Annotated in this window: 3 protein-coding genes; 1 reads left to right on the forward strand and 2 read right to left on the reverse strand. The window is 63.0% G+C overall.

Going from position 1 to position 2,645, the window contains the following annotated elements; translation table 11 throughout:
- Positions 1–777: sigma factor-like helix-turn-helix DNA-binding protein (locus tag ELR45_RS06565; protein ID WP_205856148.1), on the forward strand; the 777-nt coding region annotated here is incomplete at its 5' end.
- Positions 778–1,116: 339 nt separating this feature from the next.
- On the opposite strand, the gene ELR45_RS06570 is transcribed toward ELR45_RS06565, so the two are convergent.
- Positions 1,117–1,815 (reverse strand): nucleotidyl transferase AbiEii/AbiGii toxin family protein, encoded by a 699-nt coding sequence (locus tag ELR45_RS06570; protein WP_129664470.1) that lies wholly within the window; start codon positions 1,813–1,815, stop codon positions 1,117–1,119.
- Entirely contained in the window at positions 1,812–2,375 is a 564-nt protein-coding gene (locus tag ELR45_RS06575; protein WP_205856149.1) for a type IV toxin-antitoxin system AbiEi family antitoxin domain-containing protein, read from the reverse strand. The genes ELR45_RS06570 and ELR45_RS06575 overlap by 4 nt, the downstream gene beginning before the upstream one ends.
- Positions 2,376–2,645: the final 270 nt, after the last annotated feature.

The raw sequence follows: 2,645 nt of genomic DNA on the forward strand, positions 1-2,645 counted from the left end.
GAGACGTGGCTCTCGTGGTCCGCCGCCAATCGCGCGGCCATCGGAAACACCCGCGCTTACCTGGTGCGGATCGCGGTCAACGAGGCGATGTCTCGCCTCCGCCGCGTCCAGCGCAGCCGGGAGACCTATGTCGGACCGTGGCTGCCGGAGCCGCTCGTGACTCAGAACGATGCGGCCGAAGGCACCCTGCGTGCCGAGTCGGTGTCAGTGGCGTTGATGGTGGTTCTCGAGACGCTCACGCCGTTGGAGCGTGCCGTCTTCGTGCTCCGGGAGGCTTTCGGATACGGCCTCAACGAGATCGCGACGATCCTGGACCGCTCGCCGGAGGCCGTCCGGCAGCTCGCGCACCGTGCCCGCGAACACGTCGAGGCCCGACGCCCACGGGTCGCGGTGGACCCGCACGTTCGCAAGACCGTCACCGATCGGTTCTTGGTGGCGGCGATGGGCGGCGACCTGAACGCTCTGATGGAGGTGCTGGCGCCGGACGTGAGGTTGTGGACCGATGCCGGTGGCAAAACCAAAGCCGCACGGCAGGTCGTCGCCGGCCGGGACAAGGTCGCGCGTCTGCTCGCGTCCGACAAGATCCTCCGGGATCTGGCAGATCTCGCGGTTCACCCGGTGCTGCTCAACGGCGAGCCCGCCCTGGCGTTGTTCGCGGGCGACCGGATCTACGCGGCGGGGGTCGTGGAGGTGAGTGACGACGGGCAGCACGTCTGCGGGATCTACGGAATCATGAACCCGGACAAACTCCGCTCGATCGCCAAGACCCTCAGCTGAGCGGACACCCGGTGATCGGGCCTGGACAGTCATTGTCGGAGCGGGGCGATCACCTCGCGGCCTCAGTGACGACGTGGACACGTGCAGGGCATGATGAGTGGTGGTCATGGTCTTCCGGCTGAGCACTATCGATGTTTTTGATCCAATCGTTCACCTGTGCCACGGCATCGTTCAGGCCCATCGTGATCTCGACCTGATCGGCATGCGTGGGATAGTCGGCTTCCCACGGGGCGTGCGCGACTACGGTTGGTGGCCATGCTCGCGCCGGAATGTTGCCGCGGCGTGCTGTGTCAGCGGCACGTGCCGTGAAGACGTCTGAGCAGGCGGCGCGTAGTGACGTTAGGTCGGTCCCTGGTGGATAGAAGGCGTCGCGGATGAGGAGGAGGTCGATAACATCGCGTACGCGTTCGTTGATCTGTGCTGGCGGCTCATGGGGATCGGTGCAGGCATGAAGTTCTGTGCGACTTGGTAATCGAGGACGATGCCGGCGAATGCGGTCGGTGACGGAAGCCCAAAGTGATTGAGGATGGGAGCGGCAAGAATCTCGACGCCCTCACCTGCGTTGCCTTCGTCTGGGGCAACTTCGACTTCAACGCTCCGCCAGACGGTTCCACGGAGCAGCAGCTTCACCTTGAAGCGGCGAGGCTTGACGACGCGGTTGGCGCCGTCGATGATCTCGACTGCGGTTCGTTGGAGCTGGATCGATCCCCATGGCTCCTCGAGCACACCGTCCAGCCTGCTGAGGAACTCGTCGAAATCGCCGCGAAACAAGGTATCGATGTCTTTGGTCGATCGTGCGCTCAGGCCAAGCTTGTGCTCGAGATAGGCACCGCCCTTAAGTAGAAATTGTGCGTGGCCGTCATCGTGGTGGGCACGTTGAAGTGCAGCGATCACGACGGAGGAAGCCACGATCCATCCGAGTCGACGGGCCGCCACGTTCGTCGTTGCCTGTGCCTGCTGGATCCAGGTATCCAGAGCTCGTTTGGTACTTGGCGCCTTGCCTCGATCGGGCAGTTCAGCAAACAGTCGGTCGGTCATACGGGGATCCCCAACTGGCGGAGAAAGCGGTCGTGCGCTTGGGTGTTGATCAGACCTTGATCATGAGCGCTCTGCACAGCTTGGCGGACCAGATGGGTAGGTGTCACGTGAATTGTTTGCTCGATGGCCGCTATTGGCGTGACCGTTGGTATCCCCTCGTGCCATCCGATCTTGCCAGCGTCGAGATCTTCGTTGTGGACGACATAGAGCTCACCGCCACGTCTGCGGATGCGGCGCTTCCGTGGCACGGTGAGGTGGATCTTCGCCGGGTTGACGTCACAGAGTTCGTAAAGGTCGAGTGCGGTCTCGTGACTGAGGACGCCCTGCTCTCCGGCCCACAGCGTAGCGAGCATGTAGGAGTCGAGTTCGTTGACTGGGAACCTCGGAAAGCGGTATACGCCGTGGCCCACCTTATGCAACTGACCACGGTGGGCTAGCTTGACGAGTTCGACGCCATCGATGCTTAGTTTTCGGGCGTCGCGGCTGGTCACGTAGCCGTATTGGTCAAGTGCCACTTCCCACAATTGGGTCTGGATCCTGCCAGTCACGAGTTCGATCACCTCGTCAATACTATACCAGTTTCGGTATAGATTTGACGCGGAGTGTCCTCGTCGCCAGTTCGGCGTTCGTGATCACGGTATCCTCGCTCAGGCTGCTCCAGCAGCTCAGCGGATGCGAAGCCGCGTCGTGTGTGCCGGACACGGGCCACCGTCGTCCACGGCGTCCACCAAAGACGGATCAACCACTGGCGATCCTGGCCAGTCGCTGCGAGAGCCGCGCGGCAGCCTCCCGCACCTCGGGAGGCCCCAGCACCTCCACGTCGAGCTGCA

Origin of the sequence: Phytoactinopolyspora endophytica (assembly GCF_004138495.1) — a bacterium.
Taxonomy (GTDB): domain Bacteria; phylum Actinomycetota; class Actinomycetes; order Jiangellales; family Jiangellaceae; genus Phytoactinopolyspora; species Phytoactinopolyspora endophytica.